The following is a 16,109-nucleotide window of genomic DNA, read 5'->3' on the forward strand; positions in this document are numbered from 1 at the left end:
AGATCAGGCAAGGTAGTAGGAGCTATTCCGTGTTGAACATTCTCCCTGTCCTCGTCGGCGTTCTCTTCGTCACAGCGGATGAGAGCCGATCGCCGGCTGGACCTTGAGACGCTATCAGAAGGATTGAACCGATACCGGCCATCGAGCGGAAAAGACCGTCGGTCTGGACGAGGTGGTTGCAAGTCGCTCCTCGTCGGATCGTCGGTCCGGACAGGATGGTAGCAAGTCGCTCCCGTCGTTTGCCTGAGCCGCGAACGCGGCGACATCACCTAGCCTGGCGGCGTAAGCCCCAGGTATTCGGACGACCGTTGATTCCAAGCCCTGAAGGGGCGACATCGGGAGCGAAGAACACGATGGCCGGATCCTTCACGAAACTCGTCTACCATGTCGTCTTCAGCACGAAAGATCGATATCCCTGGATGGACGCGTCGATTCGTGATGAACTCTTTGCGTTTACCGCCGGCGTCATTCGCAACCTGGAGGGCTCACAACTTCAAATCGGCGGCATGCCCGATCACCTTCATCTCTTGGTGCGTCTTCCGGCAAGTCTTCCGATTTCTCACTTGCTGCAAACGGTGAAATCAAATTCGACCCGTTGGCTCAATGAACGCGGACAAAGTCGCGGCAGGTTGTCGTGGCAACGCGGCTACGGCGCGTTCACGGTGAGCGAATCGCAGGTGGACGTCGTCGATGCCTACATTCGGAATCAGGCGGAACATCACCGGACTCGCTCGTTCGAAGAGGAGTTTCGCGAGTTGTTACGCAAACATCACATCGAGTTCGACGAACGATTCATGTTGGGGTAGAGAGATTCCCAGGCCGATATCCGTGCCGCCCCTTCGGGGCTCGGATCCGAGGTCGATTCATTTTCCCTGGGGCTAACGCCACCAGGCTACGTGATGTCGCCCCTTCGGGGCTCGGGGATGTTGTTGGTTCGGTGACCTCGCACTCACGTGCGAGGCTACGTGATGCCACCGCATTCGCGGCTTAGGAGATAGGTGAACGACTCATGACACGAGACGATGACATCTTACGGAGCTGAGACGGTCGGCGGCGCCCGTTCTGCAGCTACACGTTCTCACTCGGCGTTGGCGTGTTGGTTTCGGTCGTCCTCCCAACGTCTCCTCTCTCGGCCAAGAACCACTCGACCAGGTACGGAATCGTCGCGAGAAGCCCGCCAACGAGGCCGACGGCCAGGAAGATCTTGAAGTAGAGAGCGTAGTCGAACGGATGAATCTCGCCGGTGATCCAGCCCAATCCCCAAACCATCGCCCCGACGAACAATCCCGCCAGCAACAACGACGGAAGCAGGATCAGCAGGTTCCCCCGATGATGGACTCTCCGATCGCGCATCACCAGCGCCCATGCCATCGAGCTCACGAGCACGCCGACCAACAGATTCATCGGCTGCGACATCTTGCCGTCGGAGGGAAACTTCGGGAGCTCGCTTGCGCCGGCGAATAGACTGGCGACGGCGCCGCCGATCGACACGAGGAGGGGCTCAACGGTCCGGAATGACGACTCCCTTGCGATTTCGGCACCGATCGCAGCTCCCACGGCCGCGAGCGCACAAGCCGCCAAGCCACGCATTCCTGTTTTCTCGACAACGACGACAACCGTGACGGCAAGGAGTGCCGCAACAACGTACGTCTTGAGGCGTGCAAAGGTCATGAATGGACGCCCATTGGGAGTTCGCGACGTCCTCGTTTCACGTCTTCAGCATACCGCCTGTTGGATGGGAATTCATCAGCCGCGCAGCGGCGACATCACCTAGCCTGGCGGCGTAAGCCCCAGGTTAACCAACGCCAAAGGGATACAGAGCCCTGAAGGGGCGACATCGGCGAGTTATCCACGGGAAGGTATCGCCCATTCAGGGCTCAGGGATGTTGTTGGTTCGGTTTCCTCGCACTCACGTGCGAGGCTACGTGATGCCGCCGCCTTCGCGGCTGGGGGCGTCGTGTCGCGACATCCGTCCAACGGCAACGGTGTTCTGGCCAGTGTTGGCACTTCCTGCGAACCGCCGTTTGATGCACGGCATCAGAAGGCAGCCATGGCGTTGATCAGCGCATGTCATCGTTCCCGACCGTTCGTGGGTCTCAGGCCCACCCTACACGATGCCACATCCCACGCGACGAACACTAATTAAACTGGCCGCTACTGCACCTGTTCGACGTCTTCGATTTGGACCTTGAGTTTGCCGATGACGTTGAAGATGGGCATGAAGGTCTGCATCGCGGAGGAGCCCTTGAGGCTGCCGTCGGCGAGTTTGATGTGACCGCCACCGATGCCGCCGCGACCGAGGGTGCCGTCGACGGCGTACCATTTGCCGCCAATGTTGACCTCGGTCCACATGTGGTAGCCGAGAACGTGCGTCCGTTCGAGATAGACCAGCCCCATCGCGACTCGCGCCGGGACGCCGACGGCACGGCAGAGCGCCGCGAGCAAGACCGCGTGCTCGGTGCAGTCGCCGTTGCGCGTCTGGATCACCTCGGCGGCGGTCGCGAAGCCGATATTGAACGCGACGTTGGTCATGTTCTTGTCGACCCATTCCTCGAGCCGGGTCACCTTCTTCCAAGGATCGGGCTGATTGCCGACGAGATCCTTGGCGATCCTGGCGATTTCGGGATTGTCCGACTGGATAAAGGCATTGGCCTCGAGGTACTCGGTCGCGACCGAATCGTCGATCGTTCGTTGATCCTTGGGCGGCACCTGGCGACTGACCTTGAGCCGAACGGACTTCTCGTCGCGGCCGAGTACCTTTTGGGCATCGGTCTCGGGGATCGACGTCAAGGTGTCGGCATCGTCGCCGAGGAGGCGGTAAGTGATCGACTTGGTGTCGTGGGCTCGTTGGACCTTCTTGTCGAGCTTGACGAGCGTCTCGTAGCCGAGGTCGACGTCGCCGGTGGTCGGGGTTTCGAGGGCTTCGGCCCGGCTGACGCGGTAGACGGTCAGCGCGAGCCCCCCCATCGGCATCGTCGTCTTGAGAGCCTGCCCCTTGTCGTTGACCCACATCGTCATCGTGGCGGGAACCTTGTCCTGCGTCGCCTCGATCAGCAGGAGTTCTTGTTTGGAGCCGTCGAGCATCGTCGTCTCTTCGCGCCGCTTGGCCTTGAGGGTCGTCGTGGTGACGGCGTTGAGTTCCGGGAGAAAGGTTTTGAAGCTCAACTCCTCGCCCGGTTCGAGCGGGTTCTCGGCAAGCAGTCGTTGGGGAGCGTAAGGACCGAGCACCTCCTTGCTCCAAGGGATGGAGACGGTCTCGTTCTTGCCCGGAGTTTGGATGGTGAGTTGGAACTGGTCGCCTCCATCGCCGAGCCGTCCTTGGGTCCGCTGGGCCTGGGTTGCCATTTGCGTGACCATGTCGAAGGCGTAGAGTTGTCCATCGGGCAACTCGTAGGAATCGGTCTTCATCGAAAGTTTCATGCGATCGGAGAATCGCTTGATCGACAGGTCGACCGATTGGCGAACATGAACAATCATTTGGCCGCCAGCATCTCGGCGATCGACGATCGTATGAAGAGTACCGACCTTGACCGGTCCGATGTAAGCGACATCCCATTCGTCCGCGATGCCCGCCGGCCGAGTCTCCGCGGCGAGGAGCGGAGTGGGAGCCAAAAGAATCAAGGCCAGCAAGAATCGCATGGGGAGTTCCTTCTTGGAAAACGATTGACCAGGGGAAGCCCGGAATGGAACTTGCGGGCAAGCCTTGCGATGGTGTAGCGTCGCAAGAGTCGCCCATGATTGACGAAGACCGCTCTCCGAATTATCGAGGGACACTTTGACGGGTCAAGAAGGGCCGGTCAGCTCTTGGAACGAATCTCCCAAGAGCGATCCGCTCGGAACACATCTGCGATTCGGCGAATTCGAGCTCACCGGAGCGATCCGACCGGCTCCGCGTGGAGGGATCGTGCCTCGGGAAGGGTTCCGCGTCGATACCTATTCCAGCGGAAACGCCGAGATCCTGATGCTCGCGGCGAGCATTTCTGCGGAAAATCTCTTCGACGTCATGATCGCGATGCTCTCGCGACTTTCCGATGAGGTCGATGTCGTGGTGGGCTCGCATCACGGTCTTGACGGAACGGCGAACGAGCCGCGAGAAGTGGTGCTCGAGCACGTCGCGATTGGGAACCTGATCAGCACTTGCCACACGTTCGCGGAGTCGTTCATGCAGGATGGCTGCCTGAGCTTAGCGGTCATCGATCCGGAGATTCCGGTCGAGATTCAGCTCGACGAACACAAGATTTTCTTCGTTTATGGGAAGAATTTGGCCCGATTTCAGGCGATTTTGCGCCGATTGAGCATCGATCGGGACGAAAATCTTCCCCTCATCAGCGATGGCGAGCACATTCACATGACCTCGCTCCGCTATCGCGACGCGTTCGAGGCGATTTGCGAGGATCTGCGCGCGGGCCAGCCAAACGAGAACACCTAACCCTATACACCGAAACTGCTTACCACTCCAATTCCTCTCCAGATCTCCTTCCTGACATTTTTCTGAACTTCTCCCAAGATCTCCCAATGCCCGGCGAATCAACCGTGTCGGCACGTCCAGCGCCACGCCTTGGTCGCGAATGGAAATCGGCGCGGACCGGCTTCACGAAACAAAGGAGACGACGATGATTCGCAAGGCTCTGGCCGGCATCGGCCTGCTTACGGTCGGAAGTTACCTCATGTTCGGCACCAGTGTCGGCAGCTATGCCCGTACCGGGGTCGCCGAGGTCCAACGCTATGTCTTCGGACAGGTTCCGATCGAATTCGAGATCCGTCGGGCGCGCCAACTCGCAAGCGAACTCGGCCCGGATGTGCAAAAGGCGATGAAGAATATCGCCGAGGAAGAGGTCAAAATCGACCGTTTGGGACGCGAGATTGATCAGATTTCGACCAAACTGGACCAAGAGAAGATCGCGATTCTCTCGCTTCGCGATCATCTGAACAAGGGTCAAAATGTCTACGTCGTCAGTGGTCGTTCGTACTCGTCCGACGAAATGAAGGCGGAACTGCACCGGCGGTTCGCCTCCTACAAGCGGGCCGAGGAGGCTCTGAAAACCAAGGAGGCGACACTCGCTTCCCGGGAAGAGGCCCTTCGCGCCGCTCAGTCGAAGTTCGATGAACTCGTCGCGGCTCAAGAGTCGCTCGAATCGGAGCTTGCCGCCCTCGAGGCCAAGCACACGCTCGTTCAAGCGACGAAGACCGCCAATCGCTTCGTCATCGACGATAGCCGGCTCTCCCAGACCCAGCAGCTCATCGATGAGCTCAATGATCGGCTCACCGTCGAGACCCGTCTGGCCGAGCAGCAAGGCGACTTGATCAAGCGGATCCCGGTGGAAGATCTCCCCCCGTCCAACTTGGACGAGCAGATCGACCGTCACTTCGGTTTGGACCACGGCAGCTCGGAAAAGCACCAGGCCGCCATCTAATCGAGGTCAACCGGAAGCGACTTGGGCCAGCAACGTCGCGAGGATCACGTCGAGGGTCGGCACGATGAGTAGTCCCGTCAGTCACTCTGGATTCCCGGTAGGTCGAAAGGGTCGGCGAGCCCCTTTCGGCCTGCCACGACGGGACTCCCTTGTCGAGCGGTGTCTGGCTGGCATAACCTGGAACAAGGGGATGCAAGCACGAGGTCGCAAGGTGACGGCGCTGGACGAGATCGGTTGGCCGGAGCGGATCCACTGGTGGATCGACGCGGTAGGTGGATTTCTCACCTTCACCAAGACGGAACTCCGCGTGGGAAACCTCGGGTGCTCCGACAATGACATCGCCATCATGGGCGGATTGGCCGAACATCACGCCGACATCAAGCGGGACGAGAGCGGCGTCGTGCTCACCGCCCACGCTCCTACGAGCGTCAACGGCGAGAAGGGAGAGAGCTTTCTCCTCCACGACGGCGATGAGATCACGATGGAGGGGGTTCGGCTCAAGTATCGCCAGCCGATGCCTTGGAGCACCACCGCACGTCTGGAGATCGAGAGTCACCATCGCTTGCCCTTGGGGCTCGACGCGGTCTTGCTGCTCGGCGATCTATGCCTGTTGGCCGATCATCCGGACGCTCACATACGAACCCATTGGCCCGCGTCGGTCTTCATCCGACGAGAGCACGATCGCTACTGGGTACAATCGGAGACGCCTCTGGTGATCGATGGTGTTTCCCACGACAGGGCCGGACCATTGACGCCCCGTTCCCACGTCGAGGCCGACTGGGGCAGTTTCAGTTTCGAGTCCGTTGACGAAACGGGACGATAGGACGGAGCGAGAGGTGATCTGTCGGTTTCCGAAGATGCGGCCGCGAACCAAGAGCGAAGTCGCCGCCGATCACAAGAGACATCCGTGGAAGTATCCATTCAGACAGCCTGTCGCGGAGGTACCCGAGATGCCCGCCACCGTCGAGAAGGCGGCTCCCTTGGCAAAGCCAAAAGAAGGTAAAGCGATGATGGAGTTCACGTACAAGTCGGGTGCCCGCCCCTTGGACGGCTACACCATCAAACGCGGCCTCGGCGTGGGAGGGTTCGGCGAAGTCTACTACGCGATCAGCGACGGCGGCAAGGAGGTCGCCCTCAAGTTGATCCGGCGCTACCTCGACGTCGAACGCCGCGGCATCGCTCAATGCTTGAATCTCAAACACGCCAATCTTCTTAGCATCTTCGATGTCCGCGAGAACGCCGCCGGCGAGAGCTGGGTGGTGATGGAGCACCTCGGCGGCGACAGTTTGCGAACTCGTCTCGACAAAGCCGACGGATCGCTCGATCGCCATGAGGTCCTCGAGTGGCTCGGCGGCATCGCCGCGGCGGTCGACTATCTGCACGACCACGGGATCGTGCATCGCGACCTCAAGCCCGCGAACATCTTCAGCGAGCATGGCGTGATCAAGGTCGGCGACTATGGACTGAGCAAGTTCATCACCCAGTCGCGCCGCAGTGGTCAGACCGAGAGCGTCGGAACGGTCCACTACATGGCTCCGGAGGTCTCCACGGGCAACTACGGTCGCAGCGTCGACGTCTACGCGGTCGCGATCATGGCCTACGAGATGATCACCGCCGACGTTCCCTTCGACGGCGAAACCTCCGCCGAAGTGCTCATGAAGCACCTGACCGCCGAGCCCGATCTGGGGCGACTCGACAAGTCGCTCAAACCAATCTTCGCCAAGGCCTTCTCGAAGGAGCCGGGCGAACGATTCGCGACGGCGCGTGAACTGCGCGACGCCGTCGCGGCGGGCTTGGGACTCGCCGGAGCCGGACGCGTCGACGCGCTGCCTCCGCGGCAGAAGAAGAAGGAGGAAGGGCTCGGCCGCACGACGCCCTATCGCGAACGCGGCCGGTTTCCGTCACCGTTGGCCAACACGCTGCCTCCCCTGCCGGGAACTCCGCAGGCGACGCGGCGCGAACTTTCCAACACGCTTTGGTCACTCTTTCTGGCGGGCGTGCTGTCGTTCGTCATGCCCGCGATCGCGCTGACGTACGAGATCGTCTTCCACAATCGCGTTCCCGAGGTGACCGAGTACTTCAAAAACCACCTGACCCTCGCGGTGATGTCGGGCACGGCGAGTTGGGGCCTGCTCGTCTTCGCGCGTTGGTGGCGGTTTCGCCAAACCGACCGCGCGGCCAGACGGCTCAACCTATTGATCTTCGGCCTAGGCCTAGGCGTGCTCGCGGCCGGCATCAACATTTGGATCGATCATCAACTACCGGTGCCGTTGGCCCTGGGTCAGAACCCCTTCTCGCAGGAGGGACTCAAAAGTGTCATCCCGATGGTGCTCGTCTACGCGACCCTCTTCGGGCTCTCGTTCTCGTTGCCCAATTGGTCGCGGCTGGTCAGTCCGAAGAGAGCCGAGCGTTTCAGCCTCGGTTGGGTGATCTGGCCATCGTGCCTCGGAATGGTCATCGCCGCGTTGATGCAGCGTGGGCCGGAAGTCCTTTGGTTCGGCTGTCTGCTCGCGTCAACCGCGGTCATCGTCCAATGGGTCAGTCCCTTCGAGACGATGAAGCGACGCCGTCGCCCGGCGGGAGGGTAATCCAGTGGTATTCAGCGGACTTGTCCTGGTGATTCTGTTCATCGTTGGCGCGACCATCGCGGCGGCCGCCTTGTTCAAAGGCATGCTGTGTTTGGTCAGCACGCACGACGACGATGGTCGCGATGATTTCGCCCCTGCTCGAGCCCCCCAAGCGGAGCGGGCCGTTGTCCACGGTCTCCCCCCAGCGCCGTCGACACCGCCCGCTCCGTCTCCGGAGAGCTTGCCGCAGGTCTTCGTCCGCCTGGCGGCCACCTCGTTGGGAATCGGCCTCGGCGTCGTCGGCGTCCTCGTCGTCTCGGTGCTGCCGTTGATACTCCTTGGCATCGGCGCCCCTCTGTTCATCGGAATCGCCCCGCTCGCGATTGCGATCGCGACCGGCGTCTATCTCTTCAAACGATTCACGGGCGAGCCGATTCGCCACGAACAAGGTCCGCACGCTCATGAGGACTCGTTCGCCAACGGCCCGCATCGCCTTCGGCGCGACCGTCGCCCAAGTTCCTGGGCGGCGCCGATCATGACCACGCTGGGAATCCTGCTCGCGATCTTCCTCGTCGGCGGCTACTTCACGGTTAGCGTGCGTCGCTCGGAACCCGGCCGTGATCACCGCGCCGAGGCCGCAAGCTCCACGACGAGACGACCAAGCCAACAGACTCCTCCCGATCGCCCCGCGGAAGTCGCTCCGGCGGCCGCCGTCGATGTCGACTCGTCAGGGAACATCACGCTCTCGCAAAAGTCTTCCTCCGTGAAGCGGTTGGACCGGGAGGCCTCGGTCACGGCTGGTCCCGCGGCGTTCCCCGCGAGTGCGGCGGCCGCATCCTCGGAGGAGACGGCTCCCGCCGATGCCGAGGCGGGCTACTTCGAATCGACTTCCGACGACAAAGCGGCGCTGCGTGCGCTGCGGCGTCCCCCCAAACAGTTCAAACGCATCGACCCGGCCGAGGAAGGTCACCATGTCGTGATCGATCCCGACAACCGTCTGCTCATGTTCCACACGGGTGTCTCGACCTATCTCGTCGAGGCCGACCCAAGGGCCGATCTCGACGAAGCCGATCTGCAGCAGCTTCGGCGCGTCGCCAAACTGGTCGCCTCGGCGGTGTCTCTGGAAACCGGAACCAGGACGGGAACGTGGACACCGTCGCTCGAATGGATCGCGAAGGACATTGTCACCAAGCGCCAAGTCACCGACACACCCAGTAAGGGGATCGCACTCAAGGAGGTGACGCTCGTCGCCGACATCTCACAAAACCGAATCGAGCAGGCCCACGAGACGTTCCTCCGCTACCGCAACCGCATTCGGACACTGCACCTGGCCGAGACGTATCTCGGAGCGATCATGATTCTCGGCGGCGCCGCGATCTTTCTCCGCTTCGGCACCGGCCGACGCTTGGTCGATGTGGGTTGAGCGAGTTCCGTTCCCATGGTCAAGGGCGAACGAAGAGAGCCTCTCTTTGGGTGGCTGTCCGTTGATTGAAGCGGCCCAAGCCAAGACCGCCAGCATGGCTTGGCGCCCCTGGCTCGACGAGTGGGAGCACAAAGCAAGACGAGAGCACGACGACGCGTCGCTGCCTTTAACCGCCTGGCGGCGTGGGCATGCCCCCGCTATGATGGCGATGAACCATCTCCAACGGGACCGAAGCACAATTAAGGAACCAAGCGGTCGATGACCGAAACGACCACCGCGTGGCTTGTCGAGAAAATTCGCGAGGGGAGCGAGGAGGCTTGGCAAGAGCTCATCTCCCTCTACGAGAGCCGTCTGAGTTCGTTCATCCGCGCGCGGTTGGCCGACAAGACGGCTGCGGACGATGTCCTGCAGGAGACCTTTCTCGGCTTCCTGCGTAGCCTGCCTCACTACGACTCCTCACGCGATCTGGAGAGCTACCTCTTCACGATCGCCGCCCACAAGATTCGGGATCAGCTTCGAAAAGCGGGCCGTCACCCGCTCGCCCTTTTGGGAGATCTCCGGGCCACCGACTCTCAGGACGGGTTCGAGCCCGAGGGACGGATTCGCGGAGCCTCGAGTATCGCCGCTAGCGCCGAACGGATGGCGGGTGAGGAGGTGCGGCTGCGCGACGCGCTGGGAAGTCTCCTTGATCGCTGGCGTCATCGTGGTGATTTCAAGCGAATCAAGTGCGTGGAACTCCTGTTTTTGGCAGGTTGGGCCAACAAGGACGTCGCCGGCTACTTGGAGATGACCGAACAGCAAGTCGCCAACTACAAGTTCCAGGTCATCGAGAGCCTCGCCCGTCGTTCGCGTCCCCCCGAGGAGGAGGGCTGACTCCCCTTCCCGACTCGGCCGTTCCCGCCCGAATCTTGACCGCGTCGCGTCCCGATTCAGGAGGAGTGGAGGGGCAGTTGGCGTGCCATTCGCGATAGTCGTTTCGTAGGGGCGCCAACGGAAGCGAGAAACCCGCAATTTTCGCCTCGAAGTTGGGCAGCAGTTGCCGTCAGCACTTGCAATCTCCCCGCCAAAAGAACAGATTGCCGAGGAAGTCGGCCGCCGATCGAAGAGATTCGGTACGATAAGGACCGCACTTAGGGCAGTTCGGGCTCGGAGACGGACTTGCGGTATGCAATTTGCAAACTTTCCCCCTCAGGTATGAAATCATGGGTCACGGCTTTACTTGTGATTCCGGTCCCAACCGCGTCGCGCTGGTTGGGTATCTGGAAGAAGCCCTGTCCAACGAGGAGCTTGCTCGGGTCGAGCAGATGTTACGCACACGCAGCGAATGGCGCGAAGCCCTTCGCGACGTGACCCAGGACATGGATCCCGGCGAGCACTCGGTGGCAACGATTTGGCGAAGGCACCGCTTGACGTGTCCCACACGCGAGCGTCTTGGTGCCTACTTACTTCAGGCCTTGGCGCCCGAGGAAACCGACTACGTGCGGTTTCATCTGGACGTCATCGGCTGCCGTTGGTGTCAGGCGAACTTGGACGACTTGAGCTCCACCGTGGAGACTCGCCCGTCGTCCGACATGGAACATGATCGTCGTCGACGCCGACTCTTTGAGACCAGCGTCGGACATCTACCTCGCCGAAATCGCTAATCGTTGCCCCGAGTCACGGAGGACGCCCGCCAAAGCCGTGCAAGGGGTGAATGTGAAGCTCAATCTGTTTACCGACTATGCCCTGCGGTGCTTGATGTACCTCTGCTGGCACACGGGACGAACCGTGACCGCCGAAGAGATCGCCACCTACTTCGGCATTTCACACGACCACATTGTCAAGGTGATTCAGGAACTGAGCCGTCAAGGCTACGTTCAGGCCCGCCGAGGTCGCGGAGGAGGAAGTATCCTGGCTCGCGATCCTAAGTCGATCCCGATCGCCGAGGTGATCAACACCTTCGAGGGGCCACCGGCCCTCTTGGACTGTCTCCGCTCGACTGGCGTGTGCGCCATCGAAGTCGACTGTCGGCTCAAGCGCGTGCTCGGCGAGTCACAACGGCGCATGATGGAGTATCTCGCCACCGTCACCGTCGACGACATCGCCGGCGAGCAGGCTCCCCAAGCGATCATTCCAACGATCGGACGCTCCAACAACAGCAACAACTCCAACAACGTCCGCAAAGTCGGTTCCTAGGAACGGGCTCCCTCTTCTGATGGCTGGTTCGCCGACTGAGTCATGGGAAACGAATTGATCCCTTGGCCAACGTCGCGTGCATCATGAGCCTCTCGGAGGTGGTTCGTCGCGCTGTCAAGGAGACGCTCCTTCCCCTCTCCCTGTGGGAGAGGGGAACCAGGTCGATCTCTCCCGCTGGGAGAGGGGAACCAGGTCGATCTCTCCCGCTGGGAGAGGGGAACCAGGTCGATCTCTCCCGCTGGGAGAGGGGAACCAGGTCGATCTCTCCCGCTGGGAGAGAAGTAGGACCTCTCCCGGAAACGAGCAGTTGACGAAACGGTGGTTGGTCGGCTCCGCGCGTTCGGGAGTCGGACGGAATTGACTTACGCCGCCAGCGGTCGTTGCCGCAGGTCGGTCTCCTCCATGGAGAAGCCGAAAAATTGCGAAAGCTGTTCGTGCGTGCAACGGGTTTCGAATCGTAGCCGAAGCCCGGACGGGTTGTTCACCGCCAGGCACGACTCGCAATAGCACTTGAGCCGTTCGGCCCCATTCGCGCTGATCAGTTCCGGGTGTTCCCCCGCATCCACCGCGTGGAGCGTGAGAACCGTCAGCGAACAAAGGAGCGTCTCGGGATCGTAGGAGGCCCGAGCGACCAGCCCCTCGACTTGTTGCCCGCCATTGGAGACCGTGCAGGGAAGTGCCATCGTCAGCTTGCGACGGCGTCCCGTTCCCTCGCGACGCATTCCTCCCACCAGGAAGGACGACGCCGGGGTCGCGTCAGCGGTGCCAACGACTTCTTCCGGCACCTCGAGTCCCCGATCAAGCACTGTCGCACTCGCTTGACTGGTCAGGGCCAGCGCCAACGCGCGATCGGCCCCCTCCCCCCACACCGCGGACGCGTTCGGCATCGTTCCGACGCCTCCGTCCCCGATCCCGATGGAGAAATTCGCCTCGCCGCGCGTCCGTAGATGGAGGTAGCGATGGAGCTGAAACGCGGTGGCGATGCTCCGGCGAAGACGGGCCCCGCGAGACGCCTCCACGGAGGAATCCCAGACGACGCGCGGGTGAATCGGATCACTCAGGATCAAGCGACCACCCTGCTCCTGGACCAAGGGCTCGAGTTCCTGACCGAACGACTGGGCAAGTTCCGGATATTGGACCATCTGCCGACAGTGCAATCGGGCGGCCAAGACGGGACCGTTCTCGATCGGCTCCGGCAACAAACCGACCGGCGCGGCTGGCGCCGAGATGGGCGACGAGTCGTCGTTGGAGAGGACCTCGACGCCGAGTTCGAAGCGACCGACATCGATCCTATCCCCCGGATGAAGAGGCTGCCGCCGGACGGAGGTCTTGTTGATGCGAACCTCCCCGCGACGGTGAGCCAGCACGAGGCAGAGCCCCTCACCGGCTTCCTCCACCAGGCAATGCAACCGACCGATGTTCGGATCGGGCAAGAAGAGGTCCGACCCGACCATCCGACCAATGGTCATTCCCGGTGACAGCGTAAACCGCATTCCCGCGATTTCGCCGTTTCGACCCACCAGACAATAGGATTCGGCCGTGCTCGAATCCGAATTCATTGACGACCTTTCCCAATCGAACCGGTGGGCCTCGCGCTCAGGCTTGCAGGCGCGCCCTTGTTAGCGGGGCGACGATAGGGAGAGGGTCACTCGACGTCAATACGGTTTTAAGTCGATGGAGGAAAGGAGTTTCGATCAGCGACGTCCGCGCCAAAACGCCAGGACACCCAAGCTCCCCAAGAAAAACAATCCCCCCACACTGAAGAGCGCCCCGATCAGGAAAGGGATCGAACGATACCGCATGCGGACCAGATGATGCCCCGCGCCGAGAGGAATCGCCCGCATCGCCCGGTTGGCTCGAAGGATGGCCGCTGGGGCATCGTCGACCGTGGCGTACCAACCGGGATAGTAGGCATCGGCGATGACCAGGAAACCGGGCCTGGTCATCGTGACCTCCATTTCGACTTCATCGCTGGCGACCGCGCGGTAGCGCACCCGCTCCGACGGCGCGGTCACGCCCCCGCTGCTGAAGCCCCGGTAGTCCAACGGCTCGTGGACCTCGAGCATCACCGTCGACTCGTGAGGATAGGTGCCCCATTTCTTTCCTTGCCACAGAGGCACGCCGGCATCGAGCGGCCGATAGAGCAACTCCTCCATCCGCGGCTGGCGGTCCGCCCGGCGTAACCCTCGGATCGGCTTGCGAAAGTCGGCCGTGTGCACGACCCACGCCCTCGGAAAGACTTCGGGGTTCCTCAGCAGTTGGAAGTCTTCCTCGTCTCCAGGCGATTCGGCAATTTTCGGCGTCGGAACGGCCCGGGCGCCAAAGAGCAACGTGAAGACGCCCCGTTCCTCGTCATCGAACTTGGTGAAGCTCGGCACCACGAAATACTTCGTGTTCCAAAGGTTGATCCCCATCCTCGGAAAGTACGCCATTCTGGGCGGCAGCCAGTCGTAGTGTCGCCGAAGCGTCTCGGGCGTCTCGACGATCCACGGGGCGAAGAAGAACTCGTTGTCGTAGAGCCCCATCGTGCCTGCGGTATGCGTGTAGTCGATGCCGAAGGGGACGCCGTACTTCGGCTGGATCGTGTTGCGCTCCCAACGCGACATCACCACCAACCGCCGGGGATCGGAGGTCTGGTTCCAGATGAGCGGCGAGAAAATACGCGTTCGATAGACGCGGAAGGGCTCGGTCGACTCCTCCTTCGCCTCTTCCTCGCGAATCAGCCGGACGATCGTCGGTTCCTCATCGAGGATCGACTGCCGGTCGGTCAACATCAGCGGTTGTCCGGCGACGGAAAGATCCAGCGCCGTCAACACCAGCAGGACTAGGGCGGTCACGAACCCGAGCCGCTCGCGCAGAACCAGAACCAAACAGCATGCCGCCACCATGCACGCGAACTGCATCCACGAGCACGCCAAGTCGAACCACGCCAGCGAGGGTTGCACCGGCCCGAAAATCGTCGCGCGATTCGTCGACCGAGCGACGGCGGCGAGAAAGGGCGTCCGAAGAACCGCCACCACCACCAGCCCCACGACCGCGATCCCCGCCAGCCAAACCAGAAAACGACGCAACTGTGGCCACGGCTGAAAGAGCAGACGGTCCAACCCGATCCCCGCCAGGAGAGAAACGCCCAGCGTGCAGAAGACGAGCATCTTCGCTGGGTAGCGAAAGGAACCAAAGAGGGGCACGGTCATTTCGAGAAGATAGTAGAGGCCGTCGCTCGGCCCGTAGCGTCCCGCTCCGATTGGAGCATTGAAGGGATTGAACTCGCGCTCGACGAAGAGTTCCGGCAGCCAGGCGATGCCCCCGAACTTGCCGATCGACAGCCAAAACATCATGATCGTCAGCCAGGTGAGCCACTGGCGCTTCCATCCACCTCCGAACAGTCGCGCGGAGAAGACCGCCAACAACGCGGGCAACAAGCCAAGGTAGATGCTCGTAACCCACGTTCCCGCCGCGACGTTCGACCAAGGCATCCAGTACGCGTTTCGCGGAGCGTGACGTCCGAAGGTCCAAGGCAGAAGAAGTTCGACCACCCGCAAGGGGAAGAAACTGAACGCGATGCTCTCATGCGGAGCTTCGGGGGCGGCGCGATCACTCAGGCTCGTGAACTGAACCGTCGGTAACGTCTGAACCGCGGTCAGCATCACCAAAAGGATTGCCGCGAGCACGAAGAGACCGACGCTGGGCCGATAGCGAGCCATCGAGCGTTGCCGGCGATCGTGAAGCAAGATCGTCGTGCCCAACCCAAAAGCCAGCAGGGGAATCGCGATCACGGCAGCAACCCACCACCCGCTCGGCCTCGAGATGGGTGACTCGCCGAGGGCGTCCAACAGGTCCCGCCCCTGCACGACCCCGAATCCGAGTCCGAGCAGCGCGATGATAAGCCCAAGGCCATGCTTGGCGCCGAAGTGGAAGATGAGGAAATACGGGATCGCGACCAGGAAGGTCATGAAGGCAATCTGGGCATCGCCTGCGAGAAGTTGAAGCGACGTCGTGCCGGCCAGGAGCAGTGCCCATCCGAGCCGAGGCCGCCTCACCAGGCGATCCATCGCTAAGAGCCCCAGGGGCAACCAAGCGGCCCCACAGAGAAAGATGATGTTGTAAAGCTGAAAGAGGACGAAGCCACTGAAGGCGTACGCCGTCGCCGCCATCGCCGCTCCCCAAGAACGGATGCCGAAGCCGACCGCGGCCAGCCAACAGGCGCACCACGCGAGCACGACGTGTCCCATCAAGTACCACTTGAAGACGGATCCGTAGGGCTGGCACAGAAAGAAGACTTTCAGCGGATAAAAGACGCTCGAGGTCGCGTTCGCGGCCAGCGGCTGCCCCCCATTCTCGTGAGGGTTCCAGAGCGGAACGTTTCCGGCCCGCCACTGCTCGGCGCAGAGTTTAAAGAGCGGGTAGTAGAAGTGTCCCGCGTCACGATAGACGAAGTTTTGGTCGTCGAGAACGACCTCGTGGAAGAGCAGCGCGAAGGGAATTCCCGCGATCAGTAAGCCAAGCCAGAACCGGTGCATCCCGCTAGTT

13 protein-coding genes are annotated in these 16,109 nt (G+C 61.6%); 9 read left to right on the forward strand and 4 right to left on the reverse strand.

From position 1 onward, the window contains the following. Positions 1-353 precede the first annotated feature (353 nt). Positions 354-806: an IS200/IS605 family transposase gene (tnpA, locus tag Pan216_RS17825; RefSeq protein ID WP_419192676.1), complete on the forward strand. Its 453-nt coding sequence runs from the start codon at positions 354-356 to the stop codon at positions 804-806. 262 nt (positions 807-1,068) lie between these two features. Here the strand turns inward: tnpA and Pan216_RS17830 are convergent, their stop codons facing one another. Next, positions 1,069-1,671, reverse strand: coding sequence for a hypothetical protein (locus Pan216_RS17830; RefSeq protein WP_145259926.1), 603 nt, complete (start codon positions 1,669-1,671; stop codon positions 1,069-1,071). Between the two features lie 483 nt (positions 1,672-2,154). Beyond that, on the reverse strand, positions 2,155-3,639 hold the full coding sequence (locus Pan216_RS17835; RefSeq protein WP_145259927.1) for a transglutaminase-like domain-containing protein: 1,485 nt from the start codon (positions 3,637-3,639) through the stop codon (positions 2,155-2,157). 265 nt (positions 3,640-3,904) lie between these two features. Here Pan216_RS17835 and Pan216_RS17840 point away from each other — a divergent pair, with 265 nt between their 5' ends. From Pan216_RS17840 to Pan216_RS17875, 8 genes are all read left to right on the forward strand, one after another. Continuing rightward, positions 3,905-4,429: a hypothetical protein gene (locus tag Pan216_RS17840; RefSeq protein ID WP_145259929.1), complete on the forward strand. Its 525-nt coding sequence runs from the start codon at positions 3,905-3,907 to the stop codon at positions 4,427-4,429. Between the two features lie 184 nt (positions 4,430-4,613). Next, complete coding sequence (locus Pan216_RS17845; RefSeq protein ID WP_145259931.1) at positions 4,614-5,414, forward strand: hypothetical protein; 801 nt, start codon at positions 4,614-4,616, stop codon at positions 5,412-5,414. A 190-nt stretch (positions 5,415-5,604) separates the two neighbouring features. Further along, positions 5,605-6,237 carry an FHA domain-containing protein gene (locus tag Pan216_RS17850; protein WP_145259933.1) on the forward strand — a complete coding sequence of 211 codons (633 nt, stop codon included), beginning with the start codon at positions 5,605-5,607 and terminating at the stop codon, positions 6,235-6,237. A 13-nt stretch (positions 6,238-6,250) separates the two neighbouring features. Next, entirely contained in the window at positions 6,251-8,002 is a 1,752-nt protein-coding gene (locus Pan216_RS17855) for a serine/threonine protein kinase (RefSeq protein WP_145259935.1), read from the forward strand. A gap of 28 nt (positions 8,003-8,030) precedes the next feature. Further along, on the forward strand, positions 8,031-9,404 hold the full coding sequence (locus tag Pan216_RS17860; RefSeq protein WP_145259937.1) for a hypothetical protein: 1,374 nt from the start codon (positions 8,031-8,033) through the stop codon (positions 9,402-9,404). A 258-nt stretch (positions 9,405-9,662) separates the two neighbouring features. After that, positions 9,663-10,277, forward strand: a complete 615-nt coding sequence (locus tag Pan216_RS17865; protein WP_145259939.1) for an RNA polymerase sigma factor — start codon at positions 9,663-9,665, stop codon at positions 10,275-10,277. 329 nt (positions 10,278-10,606) lie between these two features. Beyond that, positions 10,607-11,047, forward strand: coding sequence for a hypothetical protein (locus Pan216_RS17870; RefSeq protein WP_145259940.1), 441 nt, complete (start codon positions 10,607-10,609; stop codon positions 11,045-11,047). A 52-nt stretch (positions 11,048-11,099) separates the two neighbouring features. Next, the gene (locus Pan216_RS17875; protein WP_419192677.1) at positions 11,100-11,579 is read left to right on the forward strand and encodes an RrF2 family transcriptional regulator; all 480 of its coding nucleotides are present in this window, start codon (positions 11,100-11,102) and stop codon (positions 11,577-11,579) included. A gap of 362 nt (positions 11,580-11,941) precedes the next feature. On the opposite strand, the gene Pan216_RS17880 is transcribed toward Pan216_RS17875, so the two are convergent. Together Pan216_RS17880 and Pan216_RS17885 are read right to left on the reverse strand one after the other, a co-directional pair. Beyond that, on the reverse strand, positions 11,942-13,138 hold the full coding sequence (locus Pan216_RS17880) for an FHA domain-containing protein (protein WP_145259944.1): 1,197 nt from the start codon (positions 13,136-13,138) through the stop codon (positions 11,942-11,944). A gap of 135 nt (positions 13,139-13,273) precedes the next feature. Next, positions 13,274-16,099, reverse strand: a complete 2,826-nt coding sequence (locus Pan216_RS17885; RefSeq protein ID WP_145259946.1) for a glycosyltransferase family protein — start codon at positions 16,097-16,099, stop codon at positions 13,274-13,276. Positions 16,100-16,109 lie beyond the last annotated feature (10 nt).

The sequence above is a fragment of the Kolteria novifilia genome (assembly GCA_007748055.1).
GTDB classification, from domain to species: Bacteria; Planctomycetota; Planctomycetia; order Kolteriales; family Kolteriaceae; genus Kolteria; species Kolteria novifilia.